Source organism: Streptomyces sp. NPDC006197 (assembly GCF_040613865.1).
Classification (GTDB): Bacteria; Actinomycetota; Actinomycetes; order Streptomycetales; family Streptomycetaceae; genus Streptomyces.
This window is the reverse complement of record NZ_JBEXSZ010000022.1, coordinates 38,785-56,904: the sequence shown is the minus strand read 5'-3', so window position 1 is coordinate 56,904 and position 18,120 is coordinate 38,785. Positions and strand designations below refer to the sequence as shown.

Sequence of the window (18,120 nt, the reverse complement as noted above, 5' to 3'; positions counted from 1 at the left end):
GCCCGAGGGTGATGACGGGCCTTGTGCGGGCGGGACGGAGGCGGGCGGGACGGAGGTGGCCCTCGCCCCTGCCGCGAGGGCGTGCTCTGCCGGCCGCGTGGCCGAAAGCCGTTGGCAGGTCGCCCCGGGAGTCTTGTATGGTTCCTCGCGAATCATCCAGAGGGGTGGAGGGACCGGCCCTACGAAGCCCCGGCAACTCCCCGGTCGACTCGGCGTTCCATGTTCGCGCCGCGCCGTCGGGATCAGTGCCAACTCCGGCCCGCGCCAACGTGGCGCGGGAAAAGATGAGGAGACACGGTGCTCTCTGTGCTGCCTTCCGCCCAGGCTCTGTCCACGCCGGGCTTTCCCCGTACCCGTCTCGTGACCACCGCGGCGCATCGGCCGACCGCTTCGGCCCTTTCCCGCTGACCACCCCTGCCCTCCCCCGGGCGAGGTCTCCGCGAACCATGGCTCGCGGACGAGACTGGAGTACCCCTTTTCGTGAACGTATCCGACATTTCCAGTGGCGTTGGTGTCCTCGACAAGGCCGCGGTGATCCTCGGTGCGCTGGCGTCGGGCCCGGCCACTCTGGCGGAGCTGGTCGCCGCCACCGGCCTGGCGCGGCCCACGGCCCACCGACTCGCCACCGCGCTCGAACGCCACCGCATGGTCGCCAGGGACCTGCGGGGCCGCTTCGTCCTCGGCCCTCGACTCGCCGAACTCTCGGCCGTGGCGGGCGAGGACTGCCTGCTGGCCGCGGCCGGCCCGGTCCTCACCTCGCTCCGGGACACCACCGGCGAGAGCACGCAGCTCTACCGCCGCCAGGGTGAGGTGCGCGTCTGCGTCGCCGCCGCCGAACGGGCCGTCGGCCTGCGCGACATCGTGCCCGTCGGCTCCGCACTCCCCATGAAGGTGGGCTCGGCCGCCCAGGTCCTGCTCGCCTGGGAGGACCCCGAGCGCTACTACCACGGCCTGCAGGGGGCTCGCTTCACGGCCACCGCCCTCAGTGGCGTACGGCGCCGGGGCTGGGCCCAGTCGATCGGTGAACGCGAACCCGGGATGGCCTCCGTCTCGGCGCCGGTGCGCGACCCGGCCCATCGTGTCGTGGCCGCCATCACGGTCACCGGCCCGATCCGACGCCTCACCCGTCACCCTGGCGCCCGGCTCGCGAAGGCCGCCGTCGACGCGGCCGACCGCCTCACCGACGCCATGCGCCACCCCTGACCGCGGCGCCGCGCCCGGCACGGTGGCCGGCCGTGCCGAGCGGTGGGCTACGGCGTCACCGGGCCCGGATCGGCTGGGTGAGGTTCACCGGGTTGCCGTCGGGGTCCTGGATGTGGGCGACGCGCTGTCCCCACGGCATGTCGTTGGCGCCACCACGGACCGAGCCTCCCAGTGCCGCCACCCGGCCGAGCGTCTCGTCGACGTCGTCGACACCGATGCTGAGCAGGATCCGCGGCGCCTCCCGCTCCCCCGGGTCCGCCTTGGCCACCAGCCCGAGGTCGGTGTCGCCGATGCGCAGGCCGAGGGAGAAGACCGGGCCTTCCTCCGGCACCCGGGAGATCTCCTCGGCACCGAACAGTTTCGTGTAGAAGCCGAGCAGGACGTCCGGGTCGGCAGTGAGGATCACCGGCTGGATGGTGGACATGGCACTCCTGTCGAGAACGGTCGTGTCAGCGGGTGGACCGTTCGGGGACGGTGAACTCATCGGCGGAGGGGAAGCCGTGCCGACCAGGCCCGGTGGGCGCGGCCGGGCCCGCCTCAGCGGCCCGGGCGTGAGCTCCAGACGGTGCCCCGGGCCTCGTACTCCAGCATCTCCTCCAGGTTCGTCGCCGTGTCCGCGCCCAGTTCGCGGCGGACCAGCCAGAGCGCGAGTTCGAGGCCGGAGGTGATGCCGCCGGCGGTGACGAGGTCGCCGTCGTCGACGACGCGGGCGTTCTTCAGCAGGCCGCCCTGCTGGGTGAGGTCGGGCCTGGCCTTGTGGTGGGTGGTGCACGAACGGCCCTCGGTGAGCCCGGCGGCCGAGAGGAGCATGACGCCGGTGCACAGGGCGCTGACCGTGAGCCCGGGCCGGACGGCAGCCGCGAGCGCGCGGGGCAGCGTGCCGCGGTCGATCTCGGCCCGGACGCCGGGGCTGTCACGGCGGGCGTAGCCGCCGCCCGGGACGACGAGCAGGTCCGCCCCCTCGGGGGCCCAGGGGCGAATGCCGCGGACGACCGTGCCGTAGGCCGCGGTGACGGTACGGGCGCCGGTGGCGGAGACGTAGCGGACCTCGACCGGGCGCGGGGTGAAGAACCCGGCGCCGGAGAAGACCTCGTACGGGGCGGCGAAGTCGAGTTCCTCGACGCCGTCGAACATCGCGATGTGGACGCGCAGCGGGCGGGTCGGGTCCGGGGCGGCCCCGGAGGCGGGAGAGGCCGCCGTGGCGGCCAGCGCGCCCGTGGCGCCGAGGGCCGTGGTGGCGCGGAGTAATGCCCTGCGGTTCATACGGTGCTCCTGTTCCTGGAGTGACGGTATGAGAGGGGTCGGGCAGCCGTGGCCCACGGTTCCCGCCTGTTTCCGGGAACTCGGCGGGCGGTCCGCCCGCGCGGCGTGGAGAAGTCGTCGCGAGCGGGCCGGGAGTCGTGTCGGGCATGTGGGTCACCTCGCCCCTTCGGTCTTCGTGTTTCCCGGTCGTTCCGGCCCGTCGATGCTGTCCGGCCACCCATCTCACCCAAACCGACCTAACAGGTGAGGAAAGCCACTGACTCCAGCGGGAACTGACCGGTGGCCGAAGACGACTCGACGCGCTGCCCACACGCAGACGTTTCCCTTCCTCCCCTTGTGATGTCGAGGCGGCGCCCGCCACGGCCTGCGAGGACCGCTCGGCCCTCGACCTGTGCGTGGGAACGGCTGGATCGAGCCCGTACGACGGACGGGGGCGGCATGGCGTCCGCTGCGCCACCCCCGTCCTCACGTCAACGCGGTCACCGGGATCTGGATCGGCACCCATCGGCTTCCCGGCACCCCTTCGTCCGAGGGCTGAGACCGCCGGGCAGCTCTGCTTGTCCCTTCCTCCAAGCCGCCTCTCATTCGCGATGGAGGGTCCTACGTGTTTGTTGCAGATGAGAGCCAGGGAGCCCTACGGTGTCGCATATGCAGTCCTACACCATCGGGCAGGCCGCTCGTCTGCTGGGCGTCAGCCCGGACACCGCGCGGCGCTGGGCCGACGCGGGCCGGGTCGCCACCCACCGCGACGAGAGCGGCCGGCGCGTCATCGACGGCACGTCGCTCGCCGCGTTCTCCGTGGAGATCGCCCAGGGCGACGACGAGGACGTGGCGTACACGACGGCACGCAACGCGTTCCCGGGCATCGTCACGGAGATCAGGCTCGGTGACATCGCGGCCCAGGTCACCGTCCAGGCCGGGCCGCACCGTCTGGTCTCCCTCCTCACCCGCGAGGCCGTGGAGGAGCTGGGACTGGAAGTCGGCATGCAGGCCACCGCCCGCGTGAAGTCGACCAGCGTGCACATCGACCGCACCTGACATCCCTCACGCAGTACCGCAGGAACTTCGGCCGTCGGCGCGGCCGGCCTCCCACCGCACCTTCCGTTCGTCCCCAGGAGACCAGACCTCATGTCCCTCGCTCTCACCCCTGCCGGACGTCGTGCCACTGCCGCCGTCCTCACCGCCGCTCTGCTGGTGCCGCTCGCGGCCTGCTCGTCGAGCGACGACAGCAAGAAGGACACCGGCGGCTCGGCGGGCTCCGGCGCGGGCTCCGCACCGCAGGCGAACCTGACCGTCCTCGCGGCCGCGTCCCTGACGGACGTGTTCAAGACGGCCGGCGCCGCCTACGAGAAGGCGCACCCGGGCACGAAGCTCACCTTCTCCTTCGCCGGCTCGCAGGAGCTCGTCGCCCAGGTCGCCCAGGGCTCGCCCGCCGACGTCCTGGTCACCGCCGACACCAAGAGCATGGACAAGGTCAAGGCCGACACCGGCACCCCGGCGGTCATCGCGAAGAACCGGCTCGTCATCGCCACCGGCAAGGGCAACCCCTTCAAGATCGACGAGCTGAAGGACCTCGCGGACACCAAGCTCAAGGTCGTCCTCGCCGCCCCCGAGGTGCCGGCCGGCAAGTACAGCAAGAAGATCCTCGACGCCCAGAAGATCACCGTGCAGCCGGTCTCCCAGGAGCCGAACGTCCGCGCGGTGCTCAGCAAGGTCGAACTCGGTGAGGCCGACGCCGGACTCGTCTACAAGACCGACGCCGAGAGCGCGAAGGGCAAGGTCGACGCCGTCGAGATCCCCGACGCGCAGAACGCGATCGCCAAGTACCCGGCCGCTACGCTCAAGGACTCGAAGAACGCCGAGGCCGCCGCCGCGTTCGTCGCCTGGCTCTCCTCCCCGGAGGGCCAGAAGATCCTTCAGGAGGCCGGCTTCCAGAAGCCGTAACCGTCCGGGATCGCACAGATCGCGAGGGGCTGCCCGTGCCGGGGGGACGGGCAGCCCCTCCTCCTCTTGTCTTGAGGTGCTTCTTGTCTTCGGGATCATCGATGAAACGAGCAGGCGTACGGACCTCCGGCGCCCGTCCGCCCCTCCTGCTGGCGCTGCCCGCGCTGGCGGCCGTGGCGTTCCTGACCCTCCCGCTGCTCGGCATCCTGGCGCGGACCGAGTGGAGCGAGCTCGCCGGCCATCTGAGCTCACCGGGCACGGTCCAGGCGCTGAAGCTCTCGCTGCTCGTCTCCTTCTGGGCGCTCGGCCTGTCGCTGCTGCTCGGCGTCCCGCTGGCCTGGCTGCTGGCCCGGGTCTCCTTCCCCGGCAAGGCGCTTGTCCGCTCGCTGGTGCTGCTGCCGATGGTGCTGCCGCCCACCGTCGGCGGCGTGGCGCTGCTGCTCGCCTTCGGGCGGCGCGGGCTCCTCGGGCCGTGGCTGGAGTCGACGTTCGGCATCACGCTGCCGTTCCACACCTCCGGAGCCGTGCTCGCGGCCACGTTCGTGGCCATGCCGTTCCTGGTCATCAGCCTGGAGGGCGCGCTCGGCGGACTCCGGCCGCGCTACGAGGAGACCGCGGCCTCCCTCGGTGCCTCGCCGGTCCGGGTCTTCTTCACCGTCACGCTGCCCATGGTCGCGCCCGGCGTCCTCGCCGGCGCCGCCCTGACCTGGGCACGGGCGCTGGGCGAGTTCGGCGCCACGATCACCTTCGCCGGCAACCTGCCCGGCACCACCCAGACCCTCCCCCTCCAGGTCTACCTGCTCCTCCAGGACGAACCGGAAGCCGCGACCTCCGTCTCGCTGCTGCTGCTCGCCATCGCCATGGCCGTCCTCGTCGCCCTGCGCGGACGGTGGACCGGCACCCCGACCGACCGGAAGCCCCGGCCCGCCCCCGACGCCGCACCCGGGCCCGACTCCGAGGGCACTCCCACGCCCCTCGCCCCCGAGGCGAACGAGTCCGGCGAACGCTGGCCGCTGCACGCCGAGGTCACCGGCTTCGCCCGCCTCACCCTGGACGCCGCACCCGGCACCACCATCGCCGTCGTCGGCCCCAACGGCGCCGGAAAAACCACCCTCCTGCGCGCCCTGCTCGGCCTCACCCCCCGCGCCCACGCCCACCTCACCCTCGGCGCCGTCGACGTCACCGCCCTGCCCCCGCACCGCCGCCGGGTCGCCTGGGTACCGCAGGACGGCGCCCTCTTCCCCCACCTGACGGCCCTCACCAACACCGCCTACGGCCTCCGCTCCCAGGGCGTCCCGCGCGCCGAGGCACGACGGGAGGCCCAGACCTGGCTCGACCGCCTCGGCGTCGGCCACCTCGCCCACCGCCGACCGACCCAGCTCTCCGGCGGCCAGGCCCAACGCGTCGCCCTGGCCCGAGCACTGGCCGCCCGCCCCCGCCTCCTCGTCCTGGACGAACCACTCGCCGCCCTCGACCAGACCACCCGCGCCCACGTCCGCCACACCCTGCGCACCCACCTCGCCGGCTTCGGTGGTGTCTGCCTGATCGTCACCCACGACCCCGTCGAGGCCGTCTCCCTCGCCGACCGCGTCCTCGTCCTCGACGGAGGGCGCGCCCTGCAGGACGACAGCCCCGCCGAAGTCACCCGCCACCCCCGCTCCCCCTGGGTCGCCCGGATGCTGGGCCGCAACGCCTGGCCCGGCACCACCACCGCGGAAGGCCTCGCGCTCGACGGCGGCGGCACTCTGGTGACCGCCGACCCGCTGACGCCCGGCACCGAGGCCGTGGCCGTCATCGCGCCCGAGGCGGTGTCGGTCCACCGCGCGAAGCCGGCCGGCAGCCCCCGTAACGTCTGGTCCGGCACCGTACGCGAGATCACCACCAGCGGCAGCCGCCTCCGCGTTCTGGTCACCTCCGACGAAGCCCCCGACCTCGTCGCCGAGATCACCCCCCAGGCCGCGGCCGAACTCGGCCTCGCCGACGGCGTGTCCGTCTGGACCAGCGTGAAGGCGACCGAGACGACCGTCGTTCCCCTCTGAACGTCTCGACCCCGACATTGCGAGAAGGACATGACGAACGTGGACGGGGCGGGCACCCCCGACGCGCGGGTCCTCATATGTCGATGAACCCGGGATGGTGCACCGTCACGTAGCCCTACGGGTTCGGCGGCATCACCGGTGCGGGAAGCTCCCGAGCGGGTCGGCGGGCCGTGGTGGGCGGCCGTCGTTCTCGGGGTCGATGTCGTTGCAGTCGGCGATGCGCATCACCGCTGTGCCGACCTCGGCAGGACCGAGCGTGCCGCTGAGCGGCAGGAAGCCGTACGGCGCGGACTCGGCGACTGGCCAGAGGGTGAAGCCGTCGGAGGGGCGGACCTCCAGGACGGGCTGCAGAACGATCACCCGGGAAGTCTGCGGCACGGCTGTGGTGTCAGTCCACTGAAGTATCCTTCCCGCCACCGCGCACCGACTGTGAGGACCAAGAGAATTGACCGGCCTGTCCGCCTTCCCGCTGCCTTTTCATGCTTCCCGTTCCATATCGTTCGCAACGCCCCGAACACTGCGGGAACTTCAGATGATGCAGTGCAGCTCACACATTCGGGCGAAGCCGGGATGGTTCGACAAGATGAACGATGCCGACATCGTCGCCAGGTGGACGCGAGAAGCGGTCGCCCAGGGCCTCACCGAAGCGCAGGTTCGCTACGTGCTCGCCGAGCTCGCGCATTACGCCGCGCTGCGGGACGGGCGGACCGGCGTCGAGGTGTCCGCCGTCGACGGGGTGTGGCAGTCGGACACGCTGGTCGACGACAAGCTCAGGTCCCGGCTGCGCGAGGCGGTCCGGGTTCTGGAGGAGGTCCCCGAAGCAGAGAAGGACTGGCATCCCGGATCCGACGGCCAGGTACTGGATCTGGTTCATCCCTCGCTGTTCTGCCTGGTGAGAGAGGTGAGCGGCGCGCCCGAGCGGGCTTGGCGGAACCCGACGAACCACTACTCGAAGTACGAGTTCTCGGAGAAGTTCCAGTGGCTGCCCACGGACGTCGACGTCCGTGACGACGGCGAGGTCGCCTTCCGTTCGTACGTCAACAACGTCCACCCCGAGGCTCATCACGAACTCGCCTCCGTGCTGCCGGACTTGTTCGCGCGCATGCGCCCGCTGCTGGAGAACGTGCTCACCGATCTGCGCCATCCGCGGCCCCTGCGGATCGAGGCCGATCCTTACGGGTGGTACGACTCGGAGCCGGTGTGTCCGAGCAGGCCCTCCTACAGTGACGACGAGGCCTACTACGAAGCCCGCCGTGCGTGGGAGCAGGCCCACGACGACTGGTGGGAAACCCGTCGCCCGGTCGTCCCGGACGCCCCGGTCTTCACCCCGCCCGAGGCGCCCGAGGAATCCGCCCGGGTCGACCTGCGCGGCCGCCGTCTCCAGGTCATCGTCAAGCTCGCCACCATTCATCTCACCCCGGAGAAGCCCGAGTACGCCGGTGGTTCGTGGCATGTCGAGGGGATGCTGAACGAGCGGATCGTCTCGACCGGCATCTACTACTGGGACAGCGAGAACATCACCGAAAGCCGGCTGAGTTTCCGGGCGGCGCTCGACGACCCGGACTACGAGCAGAACGACGACGACGGTCTGCGTGAGGTCTACGGCCTGGAGGACGAGGACGCGCTGAACCAGGTGCTGGGGTCGGCAGCGACCCCGGCGGGCCGCTGCCTGGCGTTCCCGAACATCCTGCAACACCGCGTCGGCTCGTTCCGCCTCGAGGACCCCACTCGCCCGGGACATCGCAAGATCCTCGCGTTCTTCCTGGTCGACCCGTCGGAGGAGATCGTCTCGACCTCCGACGTGCCGCCGCAACAGCCGTGGTCCGACACCTCGACCATGACGCTCGAGCAGGCCAGGGAGTACCGCGAACAGCTCATGCGGGAACGCAAGTTCTTCGTCGACGAACACAACGAGCAGCTCTACGAGCGGGAATTCTCCCTCTGTGAGCACTGACTGCGAGCACTGACTGTGAGCACTGACCCCCTTCGCTCCTGAAGGGGGTCGGGTCGGAAGGGCGTGACCGGCCCGGCCCGGGGCGAGTTCCCCAGGCGTCGGGCCGGTTCCGGCGGGCCGTCGGATCAGCTGCTGTCGGCGAGCATGCCCTCACGCAGGCGGTTCAGCGTGCGCGAGAGCAGGCGGGAGACGTGCATCTGGGAGCAGCCCAGTCGCTCCCCGATCTGGGCCTGGGTGAGTTCCTCGACGAACCGCAGGTGGATGATCCGACGGTCGCGCTCGTCGAGGTCCTCGAGGAGCGGGGCGAGGGCGTGGAAGTCCTCCACCAGCTCCATGGCGGGGTCCTCGCTGCCGATGTAGTCGGCCAGGGACGCGTCCCCGCTCTCGTCCTCGCCGTTCAGCGCGGCGTCGAGCGAGGAGGAGTTGTAGCCGTTGGAGGCCAGCCGCGCCTCGACGACCTCTTCCTCCGTGAGGCTCATCAGCTCGGCCAGTTCCTTGACCGTCGGCATCCGGCCCAGGCGCGTGCTCAGTTCTTCGGTCGCCTTGGCCAGCTCCACACGGGCCTCCTGCAGGCGGCGGGGCACGTGGACCGCCCAGGAGGTGTCCCGGAAGAACCTCTTGATCTCCCCGACGATGTAGGGGACGGCGAAGGTGGTGAACTCGACCTCCCGGGAGAGCTCGAAGCGGTCGATCGCCTTGATCAGGCCGATCATGCCGACCTGGACGATGTCCTCCATCTCGTCCGCGCGATGACGGAACCGCCCGGCCGCGTAGCGGACCAGGCTCATGTTCATCTCGATGAGGGTGTTGCGCGCGTACTGGTACTCGTGGGTCCCCTCCTCCAGCACCGCGAGCTGCTGGAAGAAGACCTTCGACAGGGCGCGCGCGTCCTTCGGCGCGACCGCCAGCGGGTCCGGGACCGCCGGCAGTGCCCCCGTCCCGACCTGAACGCCCGTGGTCGACATCGTGGTGACCGTCACACCATTCCCCTCTCGTCCTCGTCCCGAACCCGGATTCGTGGCCCGATGGCAGCTCGCCTACCCGGACGACGCGAGTCCATGCCGATCTTTTTTCCGGGATGTGCGTGCCGGGGGTGAGGGACCGTCAGCGGCTGCCGTCACTCGCCCCGTTGCGGCCGGCCCGGGTCGCGCCCGAACCGGGCCGGATCGCCGGCTTCCGGGTTCTTGCGCCGGGGGGAGGGCAGACGGAACGTGCAGCGCAGCCGAGCGGAGGAGAGACATGGCGCGGGATCCCTCATTGAAAGCCGTCGGATGGGCGCGGACGCTGCCCGTCAGCAGCGGCGTGAAGACGGCGCGGGACTGGACGCGTGAGCACCTGGTGGCCCTCGGCTGGGACCGTACGGCGCCGGACCTGGTGGACTCCGTCGTGCTGGCCGTCTCCGAGCTGGTCACCAACGCCCACGTCCACGCCCACAGCGACGCCCAGCTCATCCTGACGTGGGACGAGGAGTGTCTGCACGTGACCGTGCACGACTCGTCGTCCCATGTGCCTGAGCAGCGCCGCCCCGACGACGGCGCCCTCGGCGGGCGCGGCCTGCTCCTGATCGACGCCCTCGCCGACGACTGGCAGGCCCGTCCCTGCCCCCGGGGCAAGGACGTCACCGCCTGCTTCCGGCCGTCCTCGCCCGGCCGGCCTTCCTGAGGGCCTCGCCGGTGTGGTGCTCCTCCGTGCCCCGCGGGGCCGGGACGCGGGGCTCTCGTACGAGACGGGGCGGGCTCAGAGCCTGCGCCACTTCGCCTGGCCGAAGGAGAAGACTCCGAAGAGCACGAGGCCGACGGCCACGGCGAGCAGTAGCCAGGGGCCCGCCGGGGTCTGCGCGAACGAACGGATCGTGTCGTCCATGCCCTTGGCCCGGTTCGGGTCGAACGCCGTCGCCGCCCGCACGCCGGAGAGTCCGAGCGCGGCGAAGACGAGGCCGCGCCCGATGCCGCCGGCCACGCCGGTCACGTCCATGAAGCGGCGCTTGTACGGCGTCAGGCTCCCCCATTCCAGGTCGTCCCGGTACTTCCGCAGGACCGCCCTGCCCGCGATCCACAGCCCGGTCACCAGAATGCCGACGGCGACCGCGCCGACCCACCAGCGGCCGCCCGGGAGTTCGAGCAGACGGGCGGTGAGGTCCCGGCTCTGCCGGTCGGTCGAGCCCTCGCCGCTCCCCCGCTCCCCCGTCGCGAAGGAGAGGACGAGGAAGGCGGAGACGGCGTAGAAGACGCAGCGGCCGGCGGACAGGGCGCGTCGGTGCGCCTTGTTCCCCTTGGGGCCGGCCCCTCCGAGGGTCGCCTCCGACAGGCGCCATGCCGCCATTCCCGCGAGGCCGATGCCCAGGGCCCAGAGGAGGACGGCACCGAACGGGGTGGCCGCGATGTGTGCGACGGCTCCTCCCCGGTCGGCCTGTTCGTTCGTCCCCGTCAGCCCGATGCGTACGGCCAGTGCTCCGACGAGCAGGTACAGCGCGCCCCGCGCCGCGAAACCGGCCCGGGCACCCGCACGTACGGCCTTGTCGCGGACCGCTCTCCCCGTCCCGGGCACGTGGGCCTTCGCTGTGCTCATGTCGACTCGCTCCTCTCGGTCGACCTCCGGATGCCCTGTCCGTGCCGGACGAATCGCCGGCGGGCGGTTTCGGCCGCGGACGGGCGGTGAGGCGAACGGAGACGAGTACCGACGCATTCACCAGGAGGATCACATGGACACCCGGGAGGGCCACATGGACGACTGGCGGGCGGAGGCGGCCTGCCGCGAGGCGGACCCCGACCTGTTCTTCCCCGTGGGGGTGGGCCCCTCCGCCGTCGTCCAGGCCGACGAGGCCAAGGAGGTCTGTCGGCGCTGTCCGGTGCGAGCGGAGTGCCTGCGCTGGGCCATGGACGACTCCCGTCAGGTGACGGGCGTGTGGGGCGGCCTCACCGAGAGCGAGCGCCGTTCTCTCCGGCGGCGGTCGCGCCGCACGTCCGGTGAGCGGCGCTGAGGTCCGGCCGGCGTCCCCGAGGGCTGCCTCCGGCCGGTCCGGCGTCCCCGTGGGCTTCCGGCCGGGCCGGCTCCGTCGGGGCCGGTGCGCCGTGCGGGCGTACCGGCCGTCAGGTTCCCGCCCCGGCGTCCGCCGGCAGGAGGGAGAGGCGTGCCCGGACCCGCTTGCCGTCCGGCTCCGGCTCCACGCGCACGCTCTCGCAGACGGCGACGACGATCTCCACGCCGTGCTGTCCGATCCGGCGGGGGTCGTGGCCGCGGGGTACGGGGGCGGCCGCCGCGCGGTCGAACACCGAGATCTCCAAGGCGTCCTGACGCAGCTCGAGGAGGAGTCGGCAGGGTCCGGACGTGTGCCGGACCGCGTTGGTCACCAGCTCGCTGACCACCAGCTTCGCCAGGTCGATACGTTCCTGCGCCACCGGTTCCCGCCGGACGGCCGGCGCGGCCGCGAGGAAGTCGGCGGTGAAGGCGCGGGCGGACCCGATCGCTCCGCCGTCGGCGGCGTTGTCGAACACGACACTCGCGGACAGCAGGGGCTCCGATACCGCACGCTCCGCGGTGATGGCGTCCGTCATGGCCCTGGCACTCCCCTCGTACGGATGGGCGGGCGCGCTGGGCACCTTGTACTCCGCCTTTCCCCTCTTCACGGTTTCCACACCGCCCGTATCGGGGATCACGTCCACCGCCGTCGTGTCAGGGGGAGGGGGGCGGGAGCGGGCTGCCGTCCCCGTCCGTCGCCGTACCGGATCGTCCGGCCTCGGGTCCGTGCCAGTCGAGACAGACGACGAGGACGGCGTCCGGTACGTCGCGGGGGGTCTCCCGCAGCGCCCGGACGACGGCGCTGGGGACGTCCGCGCAGCTCAGACGGCCGGTCTGCGCCAGGGCGCGGGCGACGGGGCCGTCCAGTGCCCCGTTCTCCCCGCCGTGCGGGGGATCGCCCGGGTCGCAGGCGGTGAAGACGAGCCGGTCGCCGGGCAGGAGGCGCAGGCGCTGCGTGGCGTAGACGGTGTCCTCGAACATGCCGAGGGGCAGTTGACGGTCCAGTTCGATGCGCTCGGTCGTGGTTCCGCGCGTCCGCCAGAGCGTCGGCGACCCGGCGTCGACGGCCTCGGCCCCGCCGGTGGCCAGGTCGAGGCGCAGCAGGAGGGCGGCGAGCGGGCTCTTCCCCCGGTACTGGCCGTAGAGCGCCTGGTCGGTGAGGCTGGCCTGTCCCACCAGGTCGAGTCCGGCCCGCCGGGCGTTGCGGATCGCGTTCAGGGCGAGGGTGCTGACCAGGGCGGCCGGGGTGCCGGGGCCGGCGGCGTCGGCGACGACCAGCAGCAGCTCGTCCTCGGTCACGCTCCAGTCCAGGAGGTGTCCTCCCGAGGTGTAGGCGGGCTCCCAGTAGGCGTGCAGGTCGAACGCCGGCCCGGTGCAGGCCCGGCCCGGCAGGGTGTCCCACTGCATCTCCCCGGCGATGGTGAGGGCGCGCGTCCTGCGGGTGCTGCGGTACAGGTCGGTGTGGCGGTCGGCGACGCGCAGGGCGTGTCCGAGGGTCTCGGCGACGCGGCCGAGGCTCTCGACGGTCTGCGCGCCGGCACGGTCCGGGGGCAGCAGGACCACGAGGACGCCGAGCCGGTCGCCGCGGACCGTGACGGGAAGGCAAACGGTCGCCGTGGGCCCGTCATCACGGAAAAGATATGGTTGCTGCGTGCGGAAGACGCGACCGACGGGCCCTGTGTCCACGGGCACGTGCCGCACCCCGGCAGGTGTCTGCGCGGGCCGCACGGGGCGCAGCGACGTGAAGCCGTAGTCGATGAGCAGCAGGTCGGCACAGGACGCGGCGTACTGCTGCGCGAGACTGGTACGGAGGGAGTCCAGGAGGAGGTGTGGTGCCGCCCCGCGCAGTGCGCTTTCCACTGTCACGTGTCGATCCACCGAATCCGTACCGCCTTCTGGAGAGATGTGGAGATGACCGGTCCGTCGGAAGGCCGACGTCCTCGGCCCCGGACGCCCGAGGAGTGTCGGCAGGCATGAACACCAACCCCGCCCCGTCCCAGCGGGAGCGGCAGCAGACGACTCAGGCCGCCCGGGAGCTCATCGAGCTCCTGGAGGTGCTGTGGGAGCGCGGTCGGGACATGGTGTCGCCGACACCGGTGTCGGCGAGTCAGCTGCGCGTGCTGTACAGCCTGGACCGCGAGGAGGGGATCAGCCTCCGCACGCTGGGCGACCTGCTCGGGTCCGCGCCGCCTTCGGTGAGCCGCATGTGCGACCGGTTGGAGGCGCTGGGTTTCGTCCAGCGGCTGCCCAGCTCCGTGAGCCGGAGGCAGCTGGAGCTGCACCTGACCGTCCACGGCAAGGCGTACCTGCGGGATCTGCGGGCCCAGCGCGAGGAGGCTCTGCTCGCGGTCGTCGCCGCCATGTCGCCGACGAGCCGCAAGGCGCTGCTGCGGGGACTCACCGGGTTCCAGGAGGCACTGGGAGAGGGCGCGCCGGCGGGCTCGTCACGCCCTGACAGGCCGCTGAAGGACGTCAGTTCGGCCTGACCTCCGCGCGCCGCCGGCGTCGGCCGGCCGCACACTCCATGTCCCCACTGCCACCCTCCGGTCATCCTTGATGCGTTCAACCGGGCACGAGCCAGGTGTTGCCCCAAGGATACAGTTGTCACACGGCAACTGTTGACGGGGTCCCGTACCAGTCGAGGCAGACCACGAGGGCGTCGTCCTCCAGCGGGGTGTCGCCGTGGTACGCGGCGAGCTCGCGCAGCACCGCCTGCGGCACGTGCGTGGGCGGAAGCAGCCGTGTCCCGCTGAGCGCGCGGGCCAGCGCCCGCTCCCCGTAGCTCTCCCCCTCGGGCGAGACGGCGGCGTACACCCCGTCGCTGCCGAAGAGCAGACGGTCCCCCGGGAGCACGGTGAACCGCTCGGGTACGTAGGGGGAGTCCTCGAACATGCCGAGGGGCAGCTGCGCCTCGAAGGAGACGGACTCGACGGAATGGCCCCGCAGCCGCCACAGACGGGGCGAACCCGCGTCCACGGCCTCCACCTCGCCCGTGGCGAGGTCGAAGGACAGGAGGAGCACCGACACGAAGGCGCTGCCCCGGTACTGCGCGTACACGGCCTGGTCGGCCAGGGCGGCCTGGTCCGCGAGGCCCAGTCCGGCCCGGCGGGCGTTGCGGAGCGCGTTGATCGCCAGGTTCGTCAGCAGGGCGGCCTCGATGCCCTCCCCCATGCCGTTGGTGACGGTCAGGGTCAGCCGGCCGGCCGAGACCGACCAGTCGTAGTTGTCCCCGAAGATCGCGTAGGCGGGTTCCAGATGGGCGCCGAGGGCGAACTCGGGACGGGTGCACGAGCGGCCGGGAAGGAGCTGCCACTGCATCTCGGCCGCGAGGGTGAGCCGCGTCGCCCGCCGCGCCAGCACGTACAGGTCCGTGTCCCGCTCGGCCACCAGGATCTCGTGCCCGAGCGCCTCGCAGACCTGGGCGAGTCCGGGCAGCGCGGCCCCGACGTCGGATCCCGGGGACAGGCCGACCGTGAGAACGCCCAGCCGGTCTCCCCGCACGGTGACGGGAAGGTGGATCAGGATCGCGTCGGACCCGTGGGTGACGTACGGCTCCTGGGCGCCGAAGGCGCGCCCCTGCGGGCTGTCGTGGATCGGGACCGACGGCACCGCCCCGGGCGCGCGCTCGACGGGCTGGAGGGTCCGCAGTCCGTAGTCGGCCAGACGGAGCTCCACCCGCCGGGCGCCGCAGTGCTTCCGCAGGGCGTCCTCGACGACGCCCACCAGCTGGTGCGGGGCTGCCTTGCGGAGCGCCTGCTCCACGTCGGCGATCTCGTACACGTTCTCCCGTTTCCTTCCTCCCCGGGCGCGGTCCCGTGCCCAGGGCCGCACCGCCCTTCGTCTATCTCGCGCCGCCGGCCGCGGCCAGCGCCTCGGCCACGCCGGCGTGCGGCGGGATCGTGGTCGTCACTCCGGTGATCTCCAGGATGCGTCGCACCGGCGATGTCGGCGCGGCAAGATACAGGTCTCCTCCGAGGGCGCGTGCCTTGTGAACAGCCCTGATCAGGACGTTCAGGCCGGACGAGTCCATGAAGCCCAGCGCGGACAGATCGAGGACGAGGCGGGCCCGTCCCCGCCGGAGCTGTTCCGCCAGGTGGTCGTCGAGCAGCTGAGCGGTCTCCATGTCGAGCTCGCCCCCCAGGGACAGCACCGCCGTGCCGGTGTCGCGGATCGTGACGTCGACGTTCAGGTTCGGTTCTCGCTCGGACATGTTCCCTGCTTTCCACTGTGGGGGGACGGGCGGTGGGGCGGTCGGCGATCAGGTCACCTGGACACCGATCAGACACGTGTCGTCGTCCGTGTCCGACTTGCTGCGCGACAGCAGCAGGTCCAGTCGTCGTTCGAGACCGTCGGCCGGCAGCTGGGCGGTGGCCAGCAGCTGGGCGACGGAGTCGTGGACGGAGGTGTCCCGCCGCTCGACGAGACCGTCGGTGTACATCAGCACGGTGTCGCCGGGTTCGAGCCGGAGCTCCGCCTCCTCGTACTCGGCGTCGGCGAGGGCCCCGAGCAGCAGCCCCCGGAGCAGCGGCAGGCCGGCCGCCTCGCTCCCCCGGACGAGCACCGGCGGGAGGTGCCCCGCCCGGGCCCAGCGCAGCGTGCGGCTCTCGGGGTCGTAGATCCCGCAGACGGCGGTGGCCGTGACATGGGCCGTGAGGTGGTGGGCGACGCTGTTCAGCCAGGACAGCAGCTGTCCCGGCCCCGCGCCGGTGACGGCGAGGCCGCGCAGGGCGTTGCGCAGGACGACCATCTCGGTGGCGGCCTCCACGCCGTGGCCCGCGACGTCCCCGACGCACAGGAGCACCTTCTTGGACGGCAGCACGACGGCGTCGTACCAGTCGCCGCCGACCAGGGACTCGGTCTCGGCCGGGCGGTAGCGCACGGCGACGTCGAGCCCCGGCGCGTCGAGCGGCGGTTTGGCCGGGGGCATGATGGCGTGCTGGAGCTGGAGGGTGAGCCGGTTGCGTTCCGCCGCCTCCTCCTCCGTGGCGACGAGACGGTCGCGGGTGGCCGTGAGGGCGACCTCGGTCCAGTGCTGCGCCGAGATGTCCTGGTAGGCGCCCCGGACCGCCTGGAGCCGGCCGTCGGCGCCCAGGGCGGGTTCGGCGATCACCCGGATGTGCCGCGTGACCCCGTCCAGGCGCAGCAGACGGAAGGCCGTGGAGCCCGCCCGTCGCTGGTGCAGGACGGAGTGGAGGAAACGCCGGATGGTGTCGGCGTCGTCGGGATGGACGTGCGCCGCCAGGTCGCGCAGGGAGACGGGCGGTTCCGTCTTCTCCCGGCCGAAGAGGTCGAAGAGCTGGCCGTTCCAGGTGATCTCTCCGGTGAGGACGTCCTCCTCGAAGGCGCCGACACGGCCGAGCCGCTGGGCGTGCTGCAGCAGGCTGGCGAGGCGGGCCGACTCGTCCTCGATGCGCCAGATGAGGAAGACGCTGTCCCCGTGCCTGCTGATGCTGATGTCGGCGAGCGAGGAGAGCGGCACCTGGTCCACGAGCGCGGTCAGCCGTGTCCGCCGGGAGCGGAAGGGCTCGCCCGTGGCGTAGACCCGCTCGATCTGTTCGAAGAGTTCGCTCCCGCCCGCGGTCGCGGGATACGCCTCCAGGAGCAGTGCCCCGTCGACGGCGCTCCGGGGCCGGCCGGCCGGGTCCTGGAAGTGCGCGTTGGCATGCCGGATGCGGAAATCGGCCAGCCTGCCCGCCTCGTCGAGGTGAGGGGTCAGCACGAGGGCGGGGTCGTAGAGCCCGTCGGCGAGTTCGGCCAGTTCCAGCGGTCCGTCCCCGCCGGGGACGAGGGGGCGCGTCGGCGCGGTCTGCGCGGGAAGTGCCTCCAGCGTGTGGGCGCAGAGCTCGGCGAGGGCTTCGATCTGGCGCTCCACGGCCTGGGGCTGGGGGTCCAGGGGGCGGGCCCAGCAGATCTCCAGGACGCCGTGGATGCGGCCGCCGGTCCCGGCGGGGACGACGACCCGGCCGCCGTCGGGGTGGCGTGTGCGTCCGATCGAGGGGATGCCGGCGGCCGCCAGCGAGGGGTACCAGACCGTACGGCGGCCGGTGAGCGCCTGCCGGGCCGCGGTGGTCACTCCCGGCGGTACGTAGTGCCAGCGGGCCGCCTCGTCGGAGCCGAACCCGGCGTGGCCGCGCAGGCTCAGCGAGGCGTCCGGGCCGGTGGTCCAGATCGCCACGGCGACGGCGCCGAGGGGTTCGAGGGCGTGCGCAAGCAGCGACTCGGCGACGGACTGGGTGTCGTCCGCGCTGAGCGCCGCGCTCTCGGCCGTACGCAGGCGCACGCCGACCGAGGCGTCCGCCCCGGAGACCCGGCCGGGGGTGCCGGACTCGCCGACGGTGGTCCTGAGGAAATCGCCGGCGGCCTCGGCGACCCGGTCACGGGCCGCCTGGTTGATGATGTCGGCGGCCAGTTCCAGCTGGGAGAGCCCGGCCTGGTCGGCCAGCTCGGCGAGTTGCCGTGCCGCCTGGGCGGGGCCGCAGCCCAGGCGCTCGACGATCACGCCCTTGGCGAGTTCGACCAGGGCCCGTCCCTCGGCCGCGGCGTGCGCGGCGCGCACCTCGCCGCGCAGCCGTTCCACCGTGGCCGCCAGTCGGCCGACCGTGAAGCGGTCCTGCGTCGGCGGTCGGTCACCGGTGGCAGGGGTCTGGCCGGGGATGGCCACGGCGGCCGGCTCGGGCGCCGGGACGTCCTGCCCGTGGG

The 18,120-nt window shown here is 72.3% G+C and carries 18 protein-coding genes and 1 riboswitch; of the genes, 8 read left to right on the top strand and 10 right to left on the bottom strand.

What is annotated here, in order from left to right; all coding sequences use genetic code 11:
* Positions 1-149: 149 nt before the first annotated feature.
* A riboswitch (SAM riboswitch) is annotated at positions 150-291 on the top strand.
* Positions 292-480: 189 nt separating this feature from the next.
* Positions 481-1,203, top strand: coding sequence for an IclR family transcriptional regulator (locus ABZ318_RS09950; RefSeq protein ID WP_356901975.1), 723 nt, complete (start codon positions 481-483; stop codon positions 1,201-1,203).
* A 55-nt stretch (positions 1,204-1,258) separates the two neighbouring features.
* Here the strand turns inward: ABZ318_RS09950 and ABZ318_RS09945 are convergent, their stop codons facing one another.
* Complete coding sequence (locus ABZ318_RS09945; protein WP_356901974.1) at positions 1,259-1,627, bottom strand: VOC family protein; 369 nt, start codon at positions 1,625-1,627, stop codon at positions 1,259-1,261.
* Positions 1,628-1,740: 113 nt separating this feature from the next.
* A complete protein-coding gene (locus ABZ318_RS09940) occupies positions 1,741-2,466 on the bottom strand; it encodes a DJ-1/PfpI family protein (protein ID WP_356901973.1) in 726 nt (241 codons plus the stop codon).
* Between the two features lie 648 nt (positions 2,467-3,114).
* On the opposite strand from ABZ318_RS09940, the gene ABZ318_RS09935 reads away from it, so the two are divergent.
* From ABZ318_RS09935 to ABZ318_RS09925, 3 genes are all read left to right on the top strand, one after another.
* Positions 3,115-3,504: a helix-turn-helix transcriptional regulator gene (locus ABZ318_RS09935; RefSeq protein ID WP_356901972.1), complete on the top strand. Its 390-nt coding sequence runs from the start codon at positions 3,115-3,117 to the stop codon at positions 3,502-3,504.
* 90 nt (positions 3,505-3,594) lie between these two features.
* On the top strand, positions 3,595-4,410 hold the full coding sequence (gene modA / locus ABZ318_RS09930) for a molybdate ABC transporter substrate-binding protein (RefSeq protein WP_356901971.1): 816 nt from the start codon (positions 3,595-3,597) through the stop codon (positions 4,408-4,410).
* Positions 4,411-4,511: 101 nt separating this feature from the next.
* Positions 4,512-6,449, top strand: a complete 1,938-nt coding sequence (locus ABZ318_RS09925; protein ID WP_356901970.1) for an ABC transporter permease — start codon at positions 4,512-4,514, stop codon at positions 6,447-6,449.
* Between the two features lie 132 nt (positions 6,450-6,581).
* On the opposite strand, the gene ABZ318_RS09920 is transcribed toward ABZ318_RS09925, so the two are convergent.
* Positions 6,582-6,809 (bottom strand): hypothetical protein, encoded by a 228-nt coding sequence (locus ABZ318_RS09920; RefSeq protein WP_356901969.1) that lies wholly within the window; start codon positions 6,807-6,809, stop codon positions 6,582-6,584.
* 85 nt (positions 6,810-6,894) lie between these two features.
* Between ABZ318_RS09920 and ABZ318_RS09915 the strand changes: the two genes are divergently transcribed.
* Positions 6,895-8,403, top strand: coding sequence for a DUF4246 domain-containing protein (locus ABZ318_RS09915; protein WP_356901968.1), 1,509 nt, complete (start codon positions 6,895-6,897; stop codon positions 8,401-8,403).
* Between the two features lie 125 nt (positions 8,404-8,528).
* Here ABZ318_RS09915 and ABZ318_RS09910 read toward each other — a convergent pair whose 3' ends face one another.
* Positions 8,529-9,383, bottom strand: coding sequence for an RNA polymerase sigma factor SigF (locus tag ABZ318_RS09910; protein ID WP_356901967.1), 855 nt, complete (start codon positions 9,381-9,383; stop codon positions 8,529-8,531).
* Between the two features lie 259 nt (positions 9,384-9,642).
* On the opposite strand from ABZ318_RS09910, the gene ABZ318_RS09905 reads away from it, so the two are divergent.
* A complete protein-coding gene (locus tag ABZ318_RS09905; protein ID WP_356901966.1) occupies positions 9,643-10,065 on the top strand; it encodes an ATP-binding protein in 423 nt (140 codons plus the stop codon).
* 75 nt (positions 10,066-10,140) lie between these two features.
* On the opposite strand, the gene ABZ318_RS09900 is transcribed toward ABZ318_RS09905, so the two are convergent.
* Entirely contained in the window at positions 10,141-10,971 is an 831-nt protein-coding gene (locus ABZ318_RS09900) for a DUF1206 domain-containing protein (protein ID WP_356901965.1), read from the bottom strand.
* A gap of 154 nt (positions 10,972-11,125) precedes the next feature.
* Here ABZ318_RS09900 and ABZ318_RS09895 point away from each other — a divergent pair, with 154 nt between their 5' ends.
* Positions 11,126-11,383 (top strand): WhiB family transcriptional regulator, encoded by a 258-nt coding sequence (locus ABZ318_RS09895; protein ID WP_356901994.1) that lies wholly within the window; start codon positions 11,126-11,128, stop codon positions 11,381-11,383.
* Between the two features lie 109 nt (positions 11,384-11,492).
* On the opposite strand, the gene ABZ318_RS09890 is transcribed toward ABZ318_RS09895, so the two are convergent.
* Both ABZ318_RS09890 and ABZ318_RS09885 read right to left on the bottom strand, forming a co-directional pair.
* The gene (locus ABZ318_RS09890; RefSeq protein WP_356901964.1) at positions 11,493-12,029 is read right to left on the bottom strand and encodes an ATP-binding protein; all 537 of its coding nucleotides are present in this window, start codon (positions 12,027-12,029) and stop codon (positions 11,493-11,495) included.
* Between the two features lie 46 nt (positions 12,030-12,075).
* Complete coding sequence (locus ABZ318_RS09885; protein ID WP_356901963.1) at positions 12,076-13,287, bottom strand: GAF domain-containing SpoIIE family protein phosphatase; 1,212 nt, start codon at positions 13,285-13,287, stop codon at positions 12,076-12,078.
* 107 nt (positions 13,288-13,394) lie between these two features.
* Between ABZ318_RS09885 and ABZ318_RS09880 the strand changes: the two genes are divergently transcribed.
* Entirely contained in the window at positions 13,395-13,907 is a 513-nt protein-coding gene (locus ABZ318_RS09880; protein WP_356901962.1) for a MarR family transcriptional regulator, read from the top strand.
* Between the two features lie 118 nt (positions 13,908-14,025).
* Here the strand turns inward: ABZ318_RS09880 and ABZ318_RS09875 are convergent, their stop codons facing one another.
* From ABZ318_RS09875 to ABZ318_RS09865, 3 genes are all read right to left on the bottom strand, one after another.
* The gene (locus tag ABZ318_RS09875; RefSeq protein ID WP_356901961.1) at positions 14,026-15,201 is read right to left on the bottom strand and encodes a PP2C family protein-serine/threonine phosphatase; all 1,176 of its coding nucleotides are present in this window, start codon (positions 15,199-15,201) and stop codon (positions 14,026-14,028) included.
* Between the two features lie 61 nt (positions 15,202-15,262).
* Positions 15,263-15,631, bottom strand: a complete 369-nt coding sequence (locus ABZ318_RS09870; protein WP_356901960.1) for an STAS domain-containing protein — start codon at positions 15,629-15,631, stop codon at positions 15,263-15,265.
* Positions 15,632-15,679: 48 nt separating this feature from the next.
* Positions 15,680-18,076 (bottom strand): SpoIIE family protein phosphatase, encoded by a 2,397-nt coding sequence (locus ABZ318_RS09865; protein ID WP_356901993.1) that lies wholly within the window; start codon positions 18,074-18,076, stop codon positions 15,680-15,682.
* Between the last annotated feature and the right edge of the window lie 44 nt (positions 18,077-18,120).